This window comes from Pedobacter sp. AC379, from assembly GCF_979258145.1.
Map to the genome: position 1 here is coordinate 5053135 of NZ_OZ409839.1, position 21466 is coordinate 5074600.

At 37.0% G+C, this 21466-nt stretch carries 20 protein-coding genes; 9 read left to right on the forward strand and 11 right to left on the reverse strand.

Annotated elements, in window-relative coordinates:
• Positions 1-19: 19 nt before the first annotated feature.
• The 9 genes from ACZZZW_RS21775 to ubiE all read right to left on the reverse strand — a co-directional run bounded on the left by ACZZZW_RS21775 (position 20) and on the right by ubiE (position 7003).
• Positions 20-760, reverse strand: coding sequence for an isoprenyl transferase (locus tag ACZZZW_RS21775; RefSeq protein ID WP_463496501.1), 741 nt, complete (start codon positions 758-760; stop codon positions 20-22).
• 19 nt (positions 761-779) lie between these two features.
• Positions 780-1577 (reverse strand): type IX secretion system protein PorG, encoded by a 798-nt coding sequence (gene porG / locus ACZZZW_RS21780; RefSeq protein WP_463496502.1) that lies wholly within the window; start codon positions 1575-1577, stop codon positions 780-782.
• 2 nt (positions 1578-1579) lie between these two features.
• A complete protein-coding gene (locus tag ACZZZW_RS21785; protein ID WP_463496503.1) occupies positions 1580-2461 on the reverse strand; it encodes an NAD kinase in 882 nt (293 codons plus the stop codon).
• Positions 2462-2470: 9 nt separating this feature from the next.
• Complete coding sequence (locus ACZZZW_RS21790; protein WP_463496504.1) at positions 2471-3133, reverse strand: CBS domain-containing protein; 663 nt, start codon at positions 3131-3133, stop codon at positions 2471-2473.
• Positions 3133-3897 (reverse strand): alpha/beta fold hydrolase, encoded by a 765-nt coding sequence (locus tag ACZZZW_RS21795; RefSeq protein WP_055912324.1) that lies wholly within the window; start codon positions 3895-3897, stop codon positions 3133-3135. The genes ACZZZW_RS21790 and ACZZZW_RS21795 overlap by 1 nt, the downstream gene beginning before the upstream one ends.
• Before the next feature lie 183 nt (positions 3898-4080).
• Positions 4081-4527 carry a GatB/YqeY domain-containing protein gene (locus tag ACZZZW_RS21800; RefSeq protein WP_463496505.1) on the reverse strand — a complete coding sequence of 149 codons (447 nt, stop codon included), beginning with the start codon at positions 4525-4527 and terminating at the stop codon, positions 4081-4083.
• A gap of 98 nt (positions 4528-4625) precedes the next feature.
• On the reverse strand, positions 4626-5387 hold the full coding sequence (locus ACZZZW_RS21805; protein WP_463496506.1) for an SDR family NAD(P)-dependent oxidoreductase: 762 nt from the start codon (positions 5385-5387) through the stop codon (positions 4626-4628).
• Positions 5388-5477: 90 nt separating this feature from the next.
• A complete protein-coding gene (porT, locus tag ACZZZW_RS21810; RefSeq protein WP_463496507.1) occupies positions 5478-6275 on the reverse strand; it encodes a type IX secretion/gliding motility protein PorT/SprT in 798 nt (265 codons plus the stop codon).
• The gene (gene ubiE, locus ACZZZW_RS21815; RefSeq protein ID WP_463496508.1) at positions 6272-7003 is read right to left on the reverse strand and encodes a bifunctional demethylmenaquinone methyltransferase/2-methoxy-6-polyprenyl-1,4-benzoquinol methylase UbiE; all 732 of its coding nucleotides are present in this window, start codon (positions 7001-7003) and stop codon (positions 6272-6274) included. The genes porT and ubiE overlap by 4 nt, the downstream gene beginning before the upstream one ends.
• A gap of 446 nt (positions 7004-7449) precedes the next feature.
• On the opposite strand from ubiE, the gene yihA reads away from it, so the two are divergent.
• The 3 genes from yihA (at position 7450) to ACZZZW_RS21830 (ending at position 10967) form a co-directional block, all read left to right on the forward strand.
• Complete coding sequence (yihA, locus tag ACZZZW_RS21820) at positions 7450-8073, forward strand: ribosome biogenesis GTP-binding protein YihA/YsxC (protein WP_307526892.1); 624 nt, start codon at positions 7450-7452, stop codon at positions 8071-8073.
• Between the two features lie 248 nt (positions 8074-8321).
• Positions 8322-9179: a UbiA-like polyprenyltransferase gene (locus tag ACZZZW_RS21825; protein ID WP_463496509.1), complete on the forward strand. Its 858-nt coding sequence runs from the start codon at positions 8322-8324 to the stop codon at positions 9177-9179.
• An 81-nt stretch (positions 9180-9260) separates the two neighbouring features.
• Positions 9261-10967 (forward strand): M3 family oligoendopeptidase, encoded by a 1707-nt coding sequence (locus ACZZZW_RS21830; protein ID WP_463496510.1) that lies wholly within the window; start codon positions 9261-9263, stop codon positions 10965-10967.
• Between the two features lie 265 nt (positions 10968-11232).
• On the opposite strand, the gene ACZZZW_RS21835 is transcribed toward ACZZZW_RS21830, so the two are convergent.
• On the reverse strand, positions 11233-12450 hold the full coding sequence (locus ACZZZW_RS21835; protein WP_463496511.1) for an MFS transporter: 1218 nt from the start codon (positions 12448-12450) through the stop codon (positions 11233-11235).
• A 290-nt stretch (positions 12451-12740) separates the two neighbouring features.
• Here ACZZZW_RS21835 and ACZZZW_RS21840 point away from each other — a divergent pair, with 290 nt between their 5' ends.
• From ACZZZW_RS21840 to ACZZZW_RS21850, 3 genes are all read left to right on the forward strand, one after another.
• Positions 12741-14690 (forward strand): amino acid permease, encoded by a 1950-nt coding sequence (locus ACZZZW_RS21840; protein ID WP_463496512.1) that lies wholly within the window; start codon positions 12741-12743, stop codon positions 14688-14690.
• Between the two features lie 253 nt (positions 14691-14943).
• Entirely contained in the window at positions 14944-15261 is a 318-nt protein-coding gene (locus tag ACZZZW_RS21845; protein WP_463496513.1) for a hypothetical protein, read from the forward strand.
• A gap of 105 nt (positions 15262-15366) precedes the next feature.
• Positions 15367-15912, forward strand: a complete 546-nt coding sequence (locus ACZZZW_RS21850; RefSeq protein ID WP_463496514.1) for a transposase — start codon at positions 15367-15369, stop codon at positions 15910-15912.
• 414 nt (positions 15913-16326) lie between these two features.
• On the opposite strand, the gene ACZZZW_RS21855 is transcribed toward ACZZZW_RS21850, so the two are convergent.
• Positions 16327-18306: a KUP/HAK/KT family potassium transporter gene (locus ACZZZW_RS21855; RefSeq protein WP_463496515.1), complete on the reverse strand. Its 1980-nt coding sequence runs from the start codon at positions 18304-18306 to the stop codon at positions 16327-16329.
• A gap of 180 nt (positions 18307-18486) precedes the next feature.
• On the opposite strand from ACZZZW_RS21855, the gene ACZZZW_RS21860 reads away from it, so the two are divergent.
• From ACZZZW_RS21860 to ACZZZW_RS21870, 3 genes are all read left to right on the forward strand, one after another.
• Positions 18487-19017, forward strand: coding sequence for a T9SS type A sorting domain-containing protein (locus ACZZZW_RS21860; protein WP_463496516.1), 531 nt, complete (start codon positions 18487-18489; stop codon positions 19015-19017).
• A 75-nt stretch (positions 19018-19092) separates the two neighbouring features.
• On the forward strand, positions 19093-19704 hold the full coding sequence (locus tag ACZZZW_RS21865) for a fumarylacetoacetate hydrolase family protein (protein WP_055912352.1): 612 nt from the start codon (positions 19093-19095) through the stop codon (positions 19702-19704).
• Between the two features lie 3 nt (positions 19705-19707).
• Positions 19708-21441 carry a M23 family metallopeptidase gene (locus ACZZZW_RS21870; RefSeq protein WP_463496517.1) on the forward strand — a complete coding sequence of 578 codons (1734 nt, stop codon included), beginning with the start codon at positions 19708-19710 and terminating at the stop codon, positions 21439-21441.
• The last annotated feature ends 25 nt before the right edge of the window (positions 21442-21466 follow it).

The window sequence follows — 21466 nt, forward strand, 5'->3', positions numbered from 1 at the left end:
AAAAGTGTTAAAAGAAAAATTAGTTTAATTGTTCGCTAATTTTACCAAAACGGCGTTCGCGTTTTTGATAGTCTACAATAGCCTCGAAAAGATCTTCCCGTCTGAAATCCGGCCACAAAACATCAGTAAAATAAAACTCCGTATAAGCCATTTGCCAAAGCAGGTAATTGCTGATTCGGTGCTCTCCACTTGTTCTGATCATCAGTTCCGGATCTGGAATATTTACTGTTGTTAATTTTGATGAAAACAGGTCTTCATCAATGTCATCCAACGATATGGTATTATCTTTAACAGCCGAGGCAATTTTTTTTGCAGCCTCTAAAATTTCCCACTTTGCGCTATAACTCAACGCAAGAGTTAAAGTACATTTTTCATTGTGGGCCGTTTTTGCCATGGCTTCCTTTAAATCATCGATACACTCTTGAGGTAAGGATGCAATATTGCCAATCGCATTAAGCTTTATATTATTTTTGTTAAGTGTTTCCGTTTCTTTATTGATGGTAGAAATAAGAATTTGCATCAATGCATCTACTTCTTCTTTTGGCCGATTCCAGTTTTCGGTTGAAAATGCGTACAATGTTAAGTATTCAATACCCACTTCTACGCAACCCTCTACAATGTCTTTTACCGAAAGTACACCTTGTTCATGGCCGAAAACCCTCACTTTACCCTGGCCTTTTGCCCATCTTCCGTTGCCATCCATGATAACGGCAATGTGCTTTGGCAGGCGGCTATAGTCTATTTGTTCTTTAAATCCCATTAATTATGTCAAAATCAGCTTAAAAGGAATAGCATTTTGAGGATACAAAGGTAAAAGATATGCCAACACTAACAAATAGATAAGTGTCCCTTTTTCGAAAATCGCCTCTTTGTGTTCCCGGCTCACCGATTTGATAGCGTGAAGGATCTGATAAATTAACCTGATTTTGGCCATTTCCTACAAATGCAGGGTTAACCGGATACCGACCGCTTACATCATCAATATAATCGGTAAGTGGTGTTCTATAACCAATTTCGGTAAACACACTCCAGGTATCTTTGTAATTATACCTTAGCCCTAAACCATATGGAATGGTTAAAACAGCATTTGGGTAACCATTTTCCTGACCTTCGGTTGCCAGTTGGTCTAACCTGTACCTTTCGCCGTCGATTTTTACTGTGGGCTTAAAAATAACCAGGCCAGCACCTGTAAATAAATATGGGGTAAACTGTCGGGTTCCGCCGCCAATCCTGAAATTAAAAAAATTAAAATCAATCAAGCCGCTAAATTCGTTCAGCATTGTTTTAAAACGTAAATTTCTTTCCCGGAACTGCTCGTTGCTGGAATAAGAATCATCAGCCTTAACCTGGCCGTAAGTATAATTTAAACGAACACCCAAATACTGATTAAAGTTCCGCTTTACATAAGCTCCTCCTGAAAGACCACTAATCTGCAAAGGGTTATTCTGGTTTAAATCGCCCATGTAACCTGCAACTCCACCCATCAAACCAAGTTCCCAAGTACCCTCCTGGGCAAACGAAATCTGTTTGCCAAAAATGAAGAATAGTACAATTAAGAGGAGTTTGTTTGGCGTCATACTTAGTAGTTACGGGTATCAATGCCCCATAATAATTTATTCCTTAACGTGTTTAAATAAGTTTCATTGTTAAGGCGGATAAGATTAACACAAAAATCTGCTTTTTTTATACTGATTTTTACCGATCGCTCTACGGTTACTGTACGGCTATCGCATGAAACCAGAAATTTTGATTCCCTTGCCTCCACTTCAAAAGAAAGTTTATTACCGTCGGATACCACCACTGGCCTAACACTTAGGTTATGTGGGGCAATTGGTGTGATTACAAAATTTTCAGAATCGGGATAAATAATAGGACCACCGCAGCTTAATGAGTAAGCGGTAGAACCTGTTGGTGTAGCAATAATTAATCCATCAGCCCAATAGGAGTTAATAAACTCACCATTCATCGAGGCATGGATAATCATCATCGCCGAATTATCACGGCGGTGGATGGTGATATCATTGAGCGCGAAGTTTTCTTCGCCAAACAGGCCGTTATCAGATTCTAAAATGAGCAATGAACGACTATCTAAGGTATATTCCTCATTAATTAAGGCATGCAAAGCTGATCCGATCTCATTTTTATTGATGCTGGCTAAAAAGCCCAGGCGGCCAAAATTAATTCCGATTACAGGTATGCCCGAATTGCGGATTAAGGATAGGGTATCCAACAAAGTTCCATCGCCACCTAAACTCAATAATACATCGGCACGCTCTTTTAATTCGGCATGGTTATGAAAAATAATGGTATTGGCGGGCAGTTTTATCTTGCCATGAAGCGAAGTTTTAAATTTTGAATATAAAACAGGCTGAATATTGTGCTCGGCCAGATGATTAAATACCTCTTGAACATATGGTAAAACCGTATCATTAAAATCTCTCCCGTAAATTGCAATCCTCATAAAGTAGGTTTATACATTTAAATAGTTCATGAAAGAATCGTAACGCTCCTGCGACCCATCATCAATCTGTGTGTTATTGTATACTTCTTTTACCAGATAATCATATCTTTCAAAAGAAGCTACCAATGAAGTAATTTCGGTTTTATTTACTTTTAATGTAACTTCTAAACGTGTAGAATCTTCGAAAGCGTTCACGTAAGAAGAAAGTACCTGTGCATTATCGGCTTCTACAATCTGCGCAATATGTGCCAGAGAGTTATCGCGGTTGCTAATTTCCAGTACAATAATTCCACCAGGCTCGTTAACAGCGTATTGTTCTGCAACGGCATTTACCATGTTGTTGATGGAAATTAAGCCGAGGTAGTTTTTCTGCTGATCCAATACGGGTACAGTAGTTAATTTAAGCTGGCTCAATAATCTGATTACATCGTACGTATGTGCATTATTCAGCACAAATACATTTAATGTACTTACCGCAGCATCGTTTAAAAGGGTATCGTGATTGGCAATGTTTAACAGATCATCTTCAGAAACTAAACCCAGCAAAGTAACTTCGTTAACAACAGGCAAATGTTTAACTTTAAAATCGTTCATGCGATCTAAAGCCTTTTGCACCGTGTCATCGGTTCTTAATGATGGAATTGCATCTGATATGATTTCTGCAGCAAACATTATTTTAACAATATTCTATCTAAAAATTTCTCTAAATACGCGTTAAATACTGCGGGATGTTCCATCATAGGTGCATGTCCGCATTTATCTACCCAGTTTAATTCAGAATTAGGCAATAACTGGTGAAATTCTTCTGCCACTTCTGGCGGAGTAACTTTATCATTTTTCCCCCAGATAAGCGAAACAGGGATAGTAATTTTGGATAATTCTTTTCCCATGTTGTGGCGTATTGCCGATTTGGCCATGGTTAAAATCCTGATTACCCTCGATCTGTCGTTAACGGTTTTAAATACATCATCAACCAGCTCTTTTGTAGCTGTTGCAGGATCGTAAAAAGTAAATTCAACTTTTTCTTTTATATAATCGTAACTCTCTCTCCTAGGAAAAGAACCGCCAAACGCATTTTCATATAAACCAGAGCTACCGGTTAACACTAAAGCCTTAACAAACTCCTGGTGTGCAACCGTAAATACAAGCCCAACATGCCCACCAAGTGAGTTACCAACAAGCACAACCTGATTTAAATTTTTAAATTTTAAAAAGCGGTGAAGGTATCTTGAAAGTGCCTTTACCCCCAATGTTAAAATAGGAAGATCGTAAATGGGTAAAATAGGGATGATTACACGGTAGCGATCTTTAAACTGCTCAATAACCAGTTCCCAATTGCTTAGTTCGCCCATTAGGCCATGCAGCAATACCAGTGTCTCGCCTGTTCCAGCTTCGATGTATTTAAATCCGTCTTCTTCTATTATCGGGTAAGTCATATATATTCTAGATGGTATTGTGCTACTAAGTTAGTAGAGTAAAATTAAATTTATGCATTTCTAAGCCATTTTTCTGAAATAAAACTGAAAACGGTATAAAAACACTATTTGCATTGCGCAGAGCACTATGTTAATGGCGATAAATTGCCGCTAACCTTTCTGCGCTACTACCTTTTACCTTGCTTAGGCCAGTTTTTCTTTAACAATTTCGGCAATTAGTTTTCCATCAGCTTTACCAGCAAGTTCTTTGTTCGCCATGCCCATTACCTTACCCATATCTTTAACCGATGTGGCACCGGATTGTTTGATTATGGCCTCAATAATTGCAGCAACCTCTGCCCTATCCAATTGCTTAGGTAAAAACTGGTTGATTACTTCAATTTCTTCTTCCTCTACCTGGTACAAATCTTCGCGGTTTTGTTGTTTGTAAATATCAGCAGATTCGCGACGTTGTTTAATTAATTTCTGAAGTATTTTAAGCTCAGTTTCTTCTGTAATTTCTTCAGTAGAACCTTTTTCGGTTTTAGCCAAAAGTAAGGCTGCCTTAATGGCCCTTAAACCTCGTAACTGTGCACTGTTTTTGGCCAACATGGCCTTTTTTATTTCCTGATCTATTGTATTTGATATCATTTTTAACCCCAAACCCCTAAAGGGGCTTTCCTTTCATTAGTTTAAAATAAAAATTATTTTGTTATTTCCCTCCCAATCTTATGTTCCCCCTTCAGGGGCTAGGGGGTTTTATTTATTATCGTTGCTGTGGCCTGTGCTGTTGGCATAATCAGCATATCACTAATGTTTACATGTTTTGGTCTGCTTACCACATACCAGATGGCATCTGCAATATCATCTGCTATTAAGGGTTTGAAGTTTTCATAAACCTTTTTAGCGCGCGCTTCGTCACCTTTAAAGCGGACTACCGAAAATTCGGTTTCTACCATTCCTGGATTAATCGCCGTAACTTTTATACCATGGGCAAGCAGATCGATACGCATGCCCTTGGTTAAAGCATCAACAGCATGTTTACTTGCACAATATACGTTTCCATTTGGATAAACTTCTTTGCCGGCAATAGATCCGATGTTAACAATATGGCCCGATTGGTTTGGAATCATCCAGTTGGAAACAATTTTGCTTACATAAAGCAAACCCTTTACGTTTGTATCAATCATGGTATCCCAATCATTGGTGTCTCCTTTATCTATCGGATCTAATCCCTGACTTAAACCTGCATTGTTTACCAGCACATCAATCTTTTTCCATTCTATTGGTAAAACTTCCAAAACTGCCGAAAGGTTTTCTTTATCGCGTACATCCACAACAACCTGTTTAATGGAAATGGCATATTTATCTTCTAAATGATGTGCAATTTTAGCCAAACGGTCTGTTCTACGTGCCAATAAAACTAAATTGTATCCTTGTTGAGCAAATGTATGTGCGCAAGCTTCACCAATACCAGAAGTTGCACCTGTAATTAACGCGATTTTAGACATGTTTATGAATTTTAAGTCTCGGTAATCCCTAAGCTATCATCTTTGCGATTTCCCTACGCCAACAAAGGTAAGTTTTTTTGGAATGCTTGACTATTGAAAAATCAAACTGAATGTTAATTGACGTAATTTCAACTTATCTATCGGATTGGCATAAGCTGTATTATCGTGTTGAAGCAAATCGTTATTTGAATAAGACAATTTAATCTCTGGAGACATTTTGAAATACTCGAAATAAATATCGAAACCAACGCCAGTTTCATAAGAGAGGTAGTTTCTTTGGTTTTTTAGCAGCTTGTTCACTGCTGTTTCTCCCTCATCGAAGGTTTTCTTTTTGGAGGCAATATCTATCGAATATTTTGCACCACCCAACCAATACACGCGAAGATTTTTAAAGCGGTCTGATTTAACCTTCAAACCCAAAGGAAATTCGAACATGGTGGCCTGTACTTTTCGCTCCACCACTGTTTGAAAGTTTTTCGTTTGCCCGTTACCCACATTAATCGGGGCCATTGGTTCATATTCGTAAGTAACAGTTCTATCGCTAAAAATTAGGGACGGGGTTGCCCGGATATCAAAATTATCAGAAATCATCCTGTTCATTACAAAGCCCAAACCGAAACCCTGTGATGGCGTACTCGAAATAGAATTTAGTTTTGAGGTAACCGGAACACCCGAATTTGGATCGTAAGAAACACCAAGCGAGTTTGGCACCTCATAAAAAGATGATCTCCAATTGGCATTTTTTAATATTTTATATTCGGCGGATATGTATTGAAAATTAAAACCAAAACTCCAGTCTTCATCGTCAATTCCACCACCCCAGTTTTGTGCAAAGGCAGTTGTAGAAATAGCGAAAAGAGAAAGAATGAGGCTTAATTTTCTGATCATTTGGTTCCTATGTATATCGAACTTATTCCAAACGTTAAAATTCGTTGTTTGGTACTTTTAAAGCCAACTTTTTCCATCAGATTGGTAAAATCTTCCCCGTCGGGAAAAGCAGCAACTGATTCTGGCAAATATGAATAGGCCCTATGATCTTTAGAAAAAAGTTTCCCAAAAAAAGGTGTTACCTGTTTAAAATAAAAGCTGTACAGCTGTTTAACCGGAAATACTTTGGGTTTTGAAAACTCCAATACCACCATTTTGCCATTGGGTTTTAACACCCTGTACATATCTGTTAACCCTTGTTCGAGGTTTTCGAAATTACGCACACCATAAGCACAGGTAATTGCATCAAAAGTGTTATCCTCAAAGTGCAAACCTTCTGAATCGCCCAACTGAACGTTAAAAACTTCGTTTAAGCTGCGTTCGTTGATTTTCTTTTTTGCAACATCCAACATGCCTTCAGAAATATCTACACCAATTACTTTTTCGGGATGAAGCTTTTTAATTGCCTCGAAAGCGAAATCACCAGTTCCTGTTGCTACATCAAGCAAAGTTCTTGGATGGATGGAAACCAATTCTTTAATTGCTTTCTTACGCCACAATACATCAATGCCTAAAGACAGGAAATGATTTAAAAAATCGTAAGTGCCTGAAATATTATTAAACATGGTTGCAACCTGCTCTTTTTTAGTTGCATCGTTTACCTGGTATGGAGTGATATTCTGATTCATGATATATGGCAAAGATATAGAAAAGAGTTTGCAGTTGGGAGTTTAGCGTTTTCAGTTTAGCGTTTGCCTTAAACTTTACGAATTGCTGACGACGGTAGCTTTCTACTCCACACTCCAACCCTCAACTCAAAACTAATTTTTGCTATTGGAGTTTAGCTATTCCATTAAACTTTACGAATTGCTGACGACGGTAGCTTTTCTACCCTGCACTCCAAACCCCCAACTCAAAACTAATGTTTGGTGTTGGAGTTTAGCGATTGCCTTAAACTTTACGAATTGCTGACGACGGTAGCTTTTCTACCCCGCACTCCAAACCCTCAACTCAAAACTAATTTTTGAAGTTGCAGTTTAGCGATTGCCTTAAACTTTACGAATTGCTGACGACGGTAGCTTTTCTACTCCACACTCCAAACCCTCAACTCAAAACTAATTGTTACCTTTGCACTATGATTATCAAAACGGCAACATTTGTTTGCAGCAACACCCAAATTTCGGCCCTGCCGGTACCAACAATGCCCGAATATGCATTTATCGGCCGCTCTAATGTGGGTAAATCTTCATTAATCAATATGTTGGTTAATCAACATGGATTGGCCAAAACCTCTCAGCGGCCCGGTAAAACCCAGTTGATAAATCATTTCCTGATTAATGAGAAATGGTACATTGTCGATTTACCAGGTTATGGTTATGCGAAAGTTTCGAAAACAAGCAGAGAAAAATGGGAGAAATTTATCCGCGCCTACATTACCAAAAGAGAGAGCCTGCAATGTGTTTTTGTTTTGATAGACAGCCGTTTAGAACCTCAGGGAATTGACATTGAATTTTGCTACTGGTTAGGGGAAAAACAGATTCCTTTTTCGCTGATTTTTACCAAAGCTGATAAACAAGGCATGACGACCACACAGAAAAATGTAGCTGCGTTTAAGAAAAAACTAGGTGAGTTTTTTGAAGAGATTCCTGCTACGTTTATTTCGTCGGCAGAAAAAGGAACAGGAAAAGATGAGGTTTTAGATTTCATCTATGAAGTAAACAAAGATTTTGTTGTACCAACAGATTATAAGAAGTTTTAGATAGTTTAATGGTTAATGGTTTATAGACCATAGTATAGTAGCATATAGTTAATAGTTGGATAGATTATAGTTGATGGTTTAGTTGTCGATAGAATGATGCAAATTAAATTTAATCTAAGATTTTTAGTGATACTGATATCATAATTTATTTAACGCATCTTACCTATTAACCATTTAATTATTAGCCATCAACCCAAGTAAACAATTAACCAGTTAACCGATTTATACAGTTAACCTATTTCCAATAAATGAAAAAATACTTTTCACTCGTATTATTCGCCCACTCGGTTTTTGCATTACCATTCGCTATGATTGGTTTCTTTTTGGGTGTTACCACTACAGAAAATCCATTTTCATGGTATAAACTGATTTTGGTTTTACTTTGTATGGTTTTTGCGCGGAATTCGGCCATGGCCTTTAACCGTTACCTTGATAGAAATATCGACGCTAAAAACCCGCGCACCAAAATGCGCGATATTCCTGCGGGTAAAGTTTCGGCAAATGAAGCTTTGATTTTTGTAATCGCCAATTGTGTACTTTTTGCCATTACTACTTACTTTATTAATCCATTGTGCTTTTACCTATCGCCCGTTGCTTTATTTGTAGTTCTGTTTTATAGTTATACCAAACGATTTACCGCACTTTGCCATTTGGTGTTGGGTTTAGGCTTATCTCTTGCTCCTATTGGTGCTTACATTGCCGTAACCGGGCATTTTGCGCTCGTTCCTGTACTGTATTCTTTAACGGTATTGTTTTGGGTGAGTGGATTTGATATTATTTATGCACTACAAGACGAAGAATTCGATCGTGAAGAAAAATTACACTCCATACCATCGTCACTTGGCATTAAAAATGCTTTAAATGTTTCCGTACTGCTGCATATATTATCGGCAACCTGCGTAATTTTACCCGTGTTTTTCACTTCATTTAGCTGGGTGTATTATATAGGTATTGTGTTTTTCTGTTCGATGTTGGTTTATCAGCATTTACTGGTAAAACCAAATGACATCAGCAAAGTAAACAGGGCTTTTCAAACCTTAAATGGCTATGCATCGGTGGTATTTGCAGTATGCTTTTTAATTGATGCGTATTTAAGACACAAGTAAAAATAAGTGAATAATTAAATTTTGACTGAGGGGATTTAAATAAAAACCATTCTGTAAGTCTATAATTCAATAATTAAACTAATGATAATAACTAAAAAACCGAGAACATATATCCCACAGGAACTCAACATTAGCTGGGAAAATCTGGAACCACTTTTTACCGAATTACAAAATCGCGAAATTAACAGCACAGCTGAATTGGAACAATGGTTAAAAGACCGTTCGGAACTTGAGGCGGCTTTAGAAGAAGATTTTGCCTGGAGGTATATTAAAATGAGCTGCGACACGGCAAATGAAGAATTGGTAAAAAATTTCCAATATTTTGCTACTGAAATCGAACCAAAAATTTCTCCCTTGGCTAACGAACTAAATAAAAAGTTTGTTGAAAGTCCATTTATGGATGATCTTGATAAGGAGAAATATTTCGTATACAGCCGTGCCATTAAAAAAGCATTGGAACTTTACCGTGATGAAAATATCGAACTGTTTACCGAATTACAGGTAAAACAACAAAAATACCAAAGCACTACCGGCGCAATGAGTGTTGAGCTAAACGGACAGGAATATACCCTGGAGCAAGCTTCTATTTTCATCAAAGATTTAAACCGCGAAGTACGCGAAAATGCTTGGAAAACCATTCAACAACGTCGTTTGATAGATAAAGATGATTTAAATATTCTGTTTGATGAACTTATTAAACTGCGCACCCAGGTAGCTTTAAATGCTGGTTTTGAGAACTACCGCGATTATATGTTTCAGGCTTTGGGCCGCTTTGATTATACGCCACAGGATTGTTATGATTTTGCCAATGCCATTGAAAAAGAGATTGTACCCATTTTAAAAGAACAAGCAGAAAAACGCCGCGAAGCCTTAGGACTCGAAGTATTAAAACCTTGGGATTTAGAAGTAAGCATAAGCGGCAAACCTGCTTTGAAACCTTTTAACAACGGTGAAGAGCTGATTGATAAAAGTATTGCCTGTTTTAACGCCATTGATGAAAAATTAGGCGAAAAACTAGCGACAATGAAAGCCAATAACCTTTTTGATGTGGAAAGCAGAAAAGGTAAGGCACCTGGAGGATATAATTATCCTTTAGCAGAAACTGGAGCACCTTTTATATTTATGAACTCGGCAAATTCATTGCGCGATTTAACCACAATGGTTCATGAAGGCGGTCATGCGGTACATACATTTTTAACTGCAAATTTAGAATTAAACGATTTTAAACATTGCCCGTCTGAAGTTGCCGAATTGGCTTCGATGAGTATGGAGCTGATCTCCATGGATAACTGGAATGTGTATTTCGATAATGAGGAAGATTTAAACCGCGCTAAGAAAGAGCAACTGGCTGATGTTTTAAAAACATTGCCATGGGTAGCAGTTATCGACCAGTTTCAACACTGGATTTATACCAATCCGAACCATACCGCTGCTGACCGCGAAGAAACTTTTAAACAGATTTTTAACCGTTTTGGTGCAGGCTTTGCCGATTGGACAGATTTGGAACAACAATTTGGAAACGGATGGCAAAAACAATTGCATCTATTCGAAGTTCCTTTTTATTATATAGAATATGCAATTGCACAGTTAGGAGCCATAGCTGTTTGGAAAAACTATAAAGAAAATCCCGAAAAGGCTTTAGAACAATATCTTGCTGCACTTTCTTTGGGTTATACCAAACCGATGAATGAAATATATGAAACCGCAGGTATCAAATTTGATTTCAGTGCAGAATATGTGAAAGAACTCGCAGATTTTGTGAAAACTGAACTGGAAAAGTTAGGTTAATTAGAAGGTTGTGGGCTGAAAGGCTTTTCTGCTTAAAGTTTAATAAATGAAAGTCGTGGCAAAATTGCCACGGCTTTTTTTGTTGTTTGTTTTGCCACTGAAACACAGAATACACGGTAGTTGTAAATATGCTTCGAAGTCGCTCAGCGTAACAAACCCTGAAGAATTCGTTTAAATAATTCTGTAGTTTCCGTGGCCATTATTATTACGTGGCTTAATTTAAGTATATCAAATACAACAGCTACAAGGCCGAATTAAATAATAACTATACTTCTTCCTTTTTCCTGAGTTTTAAAATCACAAACATCACTAAAACTGAAATCAGGATCATAATAAGATAACTGTAGCTGAGGTTACGTTCATCTTTAGCCGGAATAAGGTTTACAATACCATAACTCAGGAAAGAAACAATTACATAGGTAATGCCACCGGTTAAGCCACCGGCAATTCCTGCATTTTTAGGGAATTTACTTAAACAGAAAGTGAAGTAATTGTTAAAGGTAAAGCCAGCCCCAACATGGATAAGAAAAGCAAAGAAAATTAACGACCACAAATTAGATACAAAATTTAAACTCAATATCATCAGGACTACAAAAGCCACCTGGAAAAGCGAATTGATCATCAATCTTCTAAAAAAAGGCTTATTAATGGTTGCTTTACCAATAAAACCACCAACCATCCACGCGAAGCCCAAAAACAATGAACTGTAACCTGCAATAACAGGAGAAAAATTAAAATGGTGCTCTATGATAAAAGGACCCGTCATGTTATACACCATGACCATACAATAAGCTAAACCTAACATCACAATGCCCAAGGTAAAACTTGTAGTTTTGATCATTTCAAGATAGATTCGAGTAATTTTTTTCAATTGAAAATCGGTAAATTGTTTTAATGTTTCGCCACTGAACAATAGTTCGAGCAAAGCAAACACCAATGCAAAACCAGCCAGAAAATAAAAGTTAGATTCCCAGCCAAATGCTGTTTGAAGGTAACCTCCAATAAACGGGGCAACAATTGGTCCGGTAGACCAGATGATAGAAAACATACTGAGGTAGTGTTTCAACTGGTCGCCTTCATAAAGATCAACAAAATATGCTCTTTTTGCCACTACAATTGCACCCACCGTAAGTCCGTGGATAACACGCATTACATAAATCAGGTAAATATTATGTGTGGTGGCAATAATAATACAGGCCGCAGCGAAAATCAGCAGTGCATATAAACAAATCTTATATCTGCCAAAGCTATCGAGTACGCTGCCGATAAAAAGTTGTGAAACACCGTAACTGATTAAAAATATGCTTAAGGTAAGTTGCACCTGTACGCTGCTTACCTGCATCTCACCTGCCATTGTAGGTAGAGATGGAATGTAGATATCGGTTGCAAAACCTGAAAGTGGAATTAGTGCAAAAGCTAAAATAGTGGCTAAGCGCTGGTTACCTTCTTTTATATATTTCACTTGAGTTGTATTAGCATTCATTGGATGATGGTAATGGTTTATAAATATTCCAATCAAACAAGAACTTAATTACTTTATTCCTTTGATTGATTATTGGCAGCAAAATTACCACTTACATCTATCCGAAAAGTATGCAAATCAAACAAAGGATTATTCAAGCCAAATAATTACAAATTTTTACTTAAATCCAATAAATTTGACTTTTTACGATGAATTTATCTACCTTAAATGGACTGTAATGAAAATTATATCCCGCTTTAAACGTTTTTAACCAAACTTTTTATAAGTTTGAGGAAACAATCAAGCAAAAAATGTTCGAAAAGCTATTCAGAAAGAAATCTATTTCCAAGATATTACAAGATGCGGCAAAAGGCTATGGCGACCATGAAAATACACTACATAAAACACTCGGTGTTCGCGATTTAACAGCATTTGGAATTGCAGCAATTATTGGAGCAGGAATTTTTAGTACGATTGGAAAGGCAAGTGCAGATGGCGGTCCGGCGGTAATCTTTTTATTTATTTTTACAGCAGTTGCATGTAGTTTTGCAGCTTTTGCTTACGCAGAGTTTGCCTCTATGGTTCCGGTTTCGGGCAGTGCTTACACCTATTCTTACGTAGCTTTTGGCGAATTAGTGGCCTGGATAATTGGGTGGTCGCTTATTATGGAATATTCCATCGGTAACATCACAGTAGCCATATCCTGGTCTGATTATTTTACCGGATTACTTTCGACCATAAAAATACCTCCCCTCGGCATAGATGGAATCCATGTACCCGATTGGATGACAATGGATTACTTAAGTGCCTATAACGGACATAAACATGCAGAAGCATTGTTGGCAGCTGGCAAAAACCTTGCTGATTTAGATTCAGCTACAGCATTGGCCAATAATGCATGGCTTACGGCACCAACAATAGGAAGTTTCCACCTTGTTGCAGATATTCCTGCTTTGGGCATTATCATTTTGATTACCTGGTTAATTTATCGCGGTATGAAAGAAAGTCGCAATGCCAGCAATGCCATGGTTGTTGTTAAGCTTGCCGTAATTCTGTTGGTCTTAGCTGTTGGTATTTTTTATGTGGATACAAAAAACTGGAATCCATTTGCTCCGAACGGTGTTGCAGGTGTTTTAAAAGGTGTTTCAGCCGTGTTCTTTGCTTATATCGGGTTTGATGCCATTTCTACTACAGCCGAAGAATGTAAAAATCCACAGCGCGATTTACCACGCGGAATGATGTGGGCAATTATTGTGTGTACCATACTTTATGTTGCTATTGCGTTAGTTTTAACCGGCATTGTTAAATCTGATACACTAGCTGTAGGCGATCCGCTTGCATTTGTTTTCGATCAGATTAATTTGAAACTAATGAGTGGTATTATCGCTGTAAGTGCAGTTTTTGCCATGGCCAGTGTACTTTTGGTCTTTCAGATGGGACAACCCCGTATATGGATGAGCATGAGCAGAGATGGATTATTACCGAAATCGTTTTCAAAAATCCATCCAAAGTATAAAACACCTTCTTTTGCAACCATTGTAGTTGGTTTCGTTGTAGCCGTTCCATCATTGTTTATGAACCTTACTATTGTTACTGATCTTTGTTCGATAGGAACACTTTTCGCTTTCGTATTGGTTTGTGCCGGTGTTTTGGTGTTACAGAACAGTCCTGATGTACAAAGAGGAAAATTTAAAATCCCTTATGTAAACAGTAAATTTATTATCCCGATTGCCTTAATTGCTACAATTATTTTTGCCTTTGCGAAATATGGAAAGGAGACAAAAGCATTCTTTTTTAATTCTCCTAAAACAATCCAAACAGTAAGTTTTGTAACTTCTCTGAGTGGCGATGAGCTTAAAATTGTTAAAGAAGAAATTGTAAAAAATGCAGCTCCGCAAATTATCCTGGCAGATAAAGTTGATGCAGAATCGTATTTAAGTGCACTACCTGCCGATCGTTACGAGCAATTTATTTCAGCATCCAAAATACCTGTTGAGAAGAAATACGAAAGTGGCTGGGGTTTATTTAAACACAAGATACCCATGTGGATTTTCTTAATCATTTGCGTAGTGATTACCTATTACTGTATTACTAAAAACTTATCATTAATTCCTGTTTTAGGGTTGATCAGCTGCTTGTATATGATGTGCGAACTTGGTATTTCAAACTGGATTGGCTTCGGCATCTGGCTGGTTGTTGGCTTGGTTGTTTATTTTGCTTATGGCTACAGGCATAGTAAATTAGCAAATCCGGAGGTTTAGGATATTAATAATTGATATGACAATTTTTGAGAAAATAGAGAAACATCAGATAGAGAAAAACTATGTCAAAATTAAAAGAGACGTTGGCAACAAATCTTATATACTTTCTCATGGATATATTCTAGATCACTCTTATGATTTTGTTTTCCTTAAAGAGAACGATGATTTTCTATTTAACGGATTTACTATATTTCCAATTTCTTCTATTACGAAAATCAGACACAACGACTATGATAAACATTTCGATTTCATTATGGAACAGGAAGGACAGAAAAGGTTGATTGAAATACCTTATCAAATAGATTTGGAAAGTTGGGAAAGCATTTTCAATTCTATAAAAAACACGAACTTAAAATGTGCCGTAGAAAACGAAAACAGTGATCGCTTCTTCTTTAAAATCGGAGAGCTGGTTAAAGTGAAAAGTAGAAGTTTTAAAATTCTGAACTTCGATCCTGCAGGTTACTTGGATAATGAACCCACGAAGATTAAATATAAGGAAATATCATCTGTTAGTTTTGATGATTTCTATACGAACACCATGAGTAAATACTTAAGGATAAGAGGGTATTAGTTCTATCGGTCGGTGTCTCACCGACCGAAACAAATTTCATTGTACACATTATCATTTTTTTTATATTTTGCATAAAGCTATCCCTGTAGCCCTAAATACTAAACAATGCATATCTTCCATAAAAGACAGGGACAAATGGATTACAATTATCCATATTTCTACACAGATACCATCTATGATTTCGCTCATTTACTAGATGATGATAACTTAAAATTGATCATCATAAATTCACTAAAGTTTTTAGTCGATCAAAAACTCATCGAATTATACGGTTATGTTATTATGCCTAACCACATTCATTTAATCTGGTGCATGCTGAAATTAAATGGTAAAGAAGCACCAGCGGCAAGCTTTACGAAATTCACAGCCCATGAGTTCAGAAAGTATTTATTAAAAAATAATCCGAAAACTATAAACCAGTACCGTTCACAAAAGAACGATAGAGTTTTTCAATTCTGGAAGAGAGATCCGTTAGCCATTCCAGTAAGCAAGGAAAGCATACTGTTACAAAAATTAGATTATATACATGATAATCCAATAATAGAAAAGTGGAGTTTATGTGTACAACCGGAAGATTATAGATGGAGTAGTGCTGGTTTTTATGAAACAGGAATTGATGAATTCGGCATTCTCACTGATTTCAGAGATTAAATATTTCGGTTGGTGAGACACCAACCGATAGGATAAAAAGTAAGTAAATTTTTTGTTTACAATCAGAAGATTATAGATGGAGTATTGCTGATTTTTATGAAATAGGAATTGATGAATTCAGCATTTTTACTGATTTCAGAGATTAAATATTTCGGTTGGTGAGACACCAACCGATAGGAGAATCCCAGCAAATGGAGCGAAGATAAATTCCATTTATAAAACAAAATCCCCTTTCTTTAGCAGAAAGAGGATTCAATTTTATTTTTTCTTTATAAAAGCCATGGCAGTTATCACTATTAGCCCTAAACCAGAGGCAATCATATAACTATTGCCATGATTGAGGTGGTATATTTTTGCAACAGGACCCGCTATAAATAAGCAGATTCCCAATATTAAAATCGCCGTTCTCATTTGTTAAACCGGCAATCTATGCAATTCGATATCATCAGGTGTAACAAAAATCAATGGAACTTTTTCAACATCCACATAACTGCTATCCAATCCGAAACTCCGCTCTTCAGACAAGCTTAATTTCTTAAGGATAAAGTAATAATCCATAATCTGACGCTCATAAAAACTCAACTTAGTGAATTTAGATAAATGTTTTTCTAAGAGTACAAACCTGAAATCCCCTGCAATCTTATGTTTATTTAATGAAGTGTACTGACTTGTAATGTCTATTTCACTATTTTTTACCAGTTCTTCAACCACCTTACGGTATAATAAATTTACGCGCTGCTCTACCCTAAATCCTAACCTAAAATCAATTCGTATCAGTTTGCCTGGAATCAGGAATTCAACTTTATAATCTAATGTATAAGGCTCATCCATTACATCAACGTGTACCAACCAGTATACATCGGCACGTTTTGGCTCCTTTTGAATAATGGAATAAATAATTTTCGATTCAATTTCAGTTTTAAAATTAGCACTTGTTAAATAAACAAGTTGAGATGAATACTTTGGCACTGATTCATCATTACTGAGTTCACTTAAAATTTCGTAGTAATCTTCAATCTCAACATATTTTACAAACCTGTTTTTAATCTTACGGGCCACAAACCAGCTCCACATTACCGTAAAAAGTGCCGAACCAATCAGTACAGTTAGCCAGCCTCCATCAAAAAACTTGTGCAGGTTACTGAAAAGAAAAGTACCTTCAATAATTACATAAACCGAGATGAAAATAGCGATAAGGTATTTAGGGAAACGCCTGCTTCTTAAATAAACACTAACTAAAATTGTGGTCATCAACATTGCTATGGTAATCGAAAGACCATAGGCGGCGTCCATTTTGGAGGATTCTTTCCAGAAAAAAACGATGCTACAGCAGCCTAACCAAAGCATCCAGTTGATAGATGGCACATACAATTGACCTTTCTGTACTGAAGGATAAACAATTTTAATCTTCGGCCAAAGGTTTAAGCGAACGGCCTCTGAGATTAAGGTAAACGAACCGCTAATTAAAGCCTGACTTGCAATAACCGCAGCCATAGTTGCCAGAATTACCATTGGAACCTGGAAATGACTTGAAATGATCTGAAAGAAAGGATTCATTTTTGAACTCGGAATGAAAGTACTTTCATTCTGCAAAATCCATACACCTTGCCCTAAATAATTTAAAATCAGGGTTAATTTCACAAAAATCCAGCTGATTCTGATATTGTTACGGCCGCAGTGTCCTAAATCCGAATAGAGTGCCTCAGCTCCTGTTGTACAGAGAAAAACACCTCCCAAAATAATAAATGCCTTACTATTGGTAGCCAGTAAGTGTACGGCATAGTATGGATTAAGTGCTTTTAAGATGCTAAAATCCTTAACAATGAATAAGAGTCCGGCTATACCCAAAACAGTAAACCAAACAAACATAACCGGACCAAAAAGCTTCCCAACCAGGTTTGTTCCAAACTGCTGAATAATGAAAAGAACGGTTAAAATTGCGATTACTACAGGAACAACAGGTATATCAAACTTATTAGTTAAGCCCTCTATTGCCGATGTAACGGTAATACTTGGGGTAATTACGCCATCAGCAAGCAGCGCACAGCCACCAACAACCGCTGGTACAATTAGCCATTTAGCCTTTTTTCTTACCAAAGAAAATAAAGAGAATATTCCCCCCTCTCCTTTGTTATCGGCCCTTAAGGTAATAATTACGTATTTAATGGTAGTTTGCAGGGTAAGCGTCCAGATGATGCAGGAAAGTACGCCAAGAACAACATCAGTAGTTATCGATCCCGGATTTCCTACCAGACCTTCTTTTACGCCTAATATGCTTGTAAAAATTGCATTGAGTGTGTATAGAGGTGATGTACCAATGTCACCGAACACAATACCTAAACTAATTAGTACACCGCCGGCGGTTAACGCGTTGACATTTTTATGATTTGACACTTCGTTGATTATTTTAGTGCGGCAAAAGTAAACTAACTATAACAATTTAACAACCAAATTATTGTGTATTTTTAACACTATGAAAATTAAATATTATTGTTAAATTGTGTTAAATTATGGCTTTTAAACAAAATGTTTAATTTCTTTGTTTTAAATTAATACATTTGCTATACCAATTTGATGAAACTCTACGCTAAGATAACGTTCCTCACAAAACTAGCCTGTACATTGTGCATTGTGCTGTTATGCGGAATAAATTCTTGGGCGCAACAAGCTGATAGTATTCACATTAGCTTAAAAAACAGAACCAAAAAAGTTAATAAAATTCCCGAAATTAAGGCAAACATCACCCCTTACAAACCACTTTATATGTCTATCGGTGGTTCAGGAATGTTTAACACCTACTCCACAACTCCAAAAAATACAACGGTTGCAGCGAAAGATAAATTGCTTACCATCGTAAAAATATATCCAAACCCGGTAGAAGATCAGTTAAATATTATCTTATCAATTGGTAAAGATGGTACACAAACCACAATAAAAATTATCGATTTATTGGGAAATGAAGTAGCTACCCTGGCAAATGAACGCTTAAATGCTGGCGAACAAACCAAAAGTTTCGTCATTCCGAACAGAATAAACCCTGGTATTTACTTTTTAAGGGTTATCGCAGGGTCAGAAAGCCAGGTAAAACGCATCTCAGTTTTATAAGCCCGTTTTCTTTTCTATTTTTGATTGATGCGGATTTAAAAACCGCTTATTTAATCATATTTCATATACATAATAATGAAGATCATCGCCATTGGCAGAAATTATGCCGAACATGCAAAAGAACTTAACAATCCAGTTCCAACCACACCGGTAATTTTCCTGAAACCTGATACAGCAGTTTTAAAAGACAATAAACCTTTTTATTTACCCGATTTTTCTGATGATGTTCATTACGAACTCGAAGTGGTTTTAAAAATCTGTAAGGAAGGAAAACACATTGCCGAAAAATTTGCCGCCAATTATTATGATGAAGTGGGTTTAGGTATCGATTTTACCGCACGCGATATTCAGGCAAAACACAAAGAAAAAGGTTTGCCCTGGGAACTTGCCAAAGCATTTGATAACTCTGCGCCAATCAGTATTTTTCTTCCTAAAACCGATTTCGAAGATCTTTACAATTTAAATTTCGAGCTGAAAATTAATGGGGAAAGCCGCCAGATTGGGCATACTAAAGATTTACTATTCTCGTTCGAGAAGATAATCAGCTTTGTTTCCCAATACATCACCTTAAAAAAAGGCGATTTAATTTTCACCGGAACACCCCAGGGAGTAGGCAAAACAAACCGAGGCGACAAATTAGAAGCCTGGTTGGAAGGAAAGCAACTTTTAAATTTTGATGTAAAGTAACGAATGATTAAAAACCCGATCCACTACAAGTTAAAATTATCCGTTTCAATTTGCCTTTTATTTGTCTCAATTGGTGTTCAGGCACAACAAATTTTCAGTACGAATAAATATCCCATTACCGATTTCAGGCAACCGCTTGATATTACCCCTCCTGCCCTTGCAGGCTCGTTCGGTGAAATACGGGGTAACCATTTTCATTCCGGTATTGATTTTAGAACCAACCAGCGCGAAGGTTATCCTGTTTATGCTGTAGCCGATGGATACATTTCGAGGTTAAGGGTGCAGAACAGTGGATTCGGACAGGCCCTATACATTAATCATCCCAATGGTTTTACTACCGTTTATGGTCACCTACAGCGATTTGCCCCTAAAATTGCCACGATTGTTAAAAACCTTGAATACGAAAAAAAATCATTCGAGATTGATGAATTTCCCGATGCTACTTTAATCCCTGTACATAAAGGCGAAATTATTGCCTGGTCTGGTAATCGTGGGAGTTCGGGCGGTCCGCATTTACATTTCGAAATCCGCGATACCAAAACAGAAGAAACTATAAATCCGCAGTTTTTCGGAATCATCATTCCTGATAACATTCCGCCTGTGATCCATGGTTTATATGTTTATCGCCTAAATGGCAAAACTTTTAATGAATCTACTCCAAAACAGGCTATAGGTATTACCGGCGCAAACGGCAGTTACAAAACCACCGCGCCCATCAGTTTAACCGGTGAGGTTGGCTTTGGTATTGTAGTAACTGATCGGCATAATGGCTTATCGGGCACAAATGGAGTATATTCTATTCAATTAGAGGTTGATGGTAAAAAAGTTTATACTTCGGCTTTAGAGCGTTTTGCTTTTGAAGATAGTAAGGCCATTAACTCACACATTGATTACCCAACTTATTTAAATACCAAAAGGAGTATCCAAAAAAGTTTTGTAGAGCCTGGTAATCCATTAAAAATTTATAGTGGTTTGGTAAATAGCGGCAGAATCAATTTTAATGATGGAGCTTCACATCAAGTGCGTTATATTATTACCGATTCAAAGGGAAATTCATCGGTATTGCCATTTACTGTTAATGCTGGCTCAGCACCTATTGTAAATCCGGTTATTCCTCCTGGAATAATTTACCCTTATAATAAAGTAAACGAATTTAATACTGATGATATTAAGGTGGTTTTTCCGCTCGGAACATTATATAGCGATTTAAATTTCACCTATAAAAAGCTGCCTAAACCTGCAGGAAATGCCTGGTCGGCTGTGCATCAGATTCATAATCGTTATACTCCACTGCATATCGGTTTTGAAATTTCCATCAAGGCAGATAATCTTCCCGAATACCTGAAAAGCAAAGCACTGATCGTAAATTTGAATGGATCGTCACAAGGTGGTTTTTTCGAAAACGGCTATGTTAAGGCAACTCCTAAAAACTTTGGGAGCTTTTATATTGCTACCGATACCGTTGCACCTCGAATTGTGCCGGTAAACATTGCCCAGGGTAAAAGCATGGCTGGTTTATCGAAAATATTTTTCAAAATAAGTGATAACTTGTCTGGCATCAAAAGTTTTAATGGTTACATTGATGGCAAATGGGTTTTAATGGAATTTGATACCAAAACAGCAACCCTTTGGCACAGTTTCGATGAAAGAACAGCATCTGGCAAACATACGCTTGATTTAGTTGTGGTGGATATGAAAGAAAATTCGCGGAAATATACAGTGGAGTTTTCCAGATAATATGTTAAAACAATTAAAATACTTC